This is a genomic window from Myxococcus llanfairpwllgwyngyllgogerychwyrndrobwllllantysiliogogogochensis, assembly GCF_006636215.1.
GTDB lineage: Bacteria > Myxococcota > Myxococcia > Myxococcales > Myxococcaceae > Myxococcus > Myxococcus llanfairpwllgwyngyllgogerychwyrndrobwllllantysiliogogogochensis.
Genome location: NZ_VIFM01001011.1, coordinates 1 through 387, shown reverse-complemented (window position 1 = coordinate 387; position 387 = coordinate 1). Strand labels below are relative to the sequence as shown.

The 387-nt window shown below is 68.5% G+C and carries 1 pseudogene; it reads left to right on the top strand.

Annotated elements, in window-relative coordinates:
- Positions 1–387, top strand: a pseudogene (locus tag FJV41_RS57710) (cell division protein FtsA); the annotation flags it as partial.

The window sequence follows — 387 nt, the reverse complement described above, 5'->3', positions numbered from 1 at the left end:
TGGCAGAGGTGCTCCCGGGCGGAGACCTGAAGCTGGCCGGCCTGGGCGTGGCGCCGAGCAACGGCCTCAAGCGCGGCGTGGTGGTCAACATCGACGCCACGGTGCAGAGCATCCAGCAGGCGCTGAAGGAGGCCGAGCTGATGGCCGACTGCAAGATCCAGCGCGTCTACACCGGCATCACGGGCAGCCACATCCGCGGCCTCAATTCGAGCGGCATGGTGGCCGTCAAGGACAAGGAGGTCACCCCCGCCGACGTGGCGCGCGTGGTCGAGACGGCCAAGGCCATCAACATCTCGTCCGACCAGCGGCTGCTGCTGGTGGAGCCGCAGGAATTCGTGATCGACGGGCAGGACGTGCGCGAGCCCATCGGCATGAGCGGCATCCGCC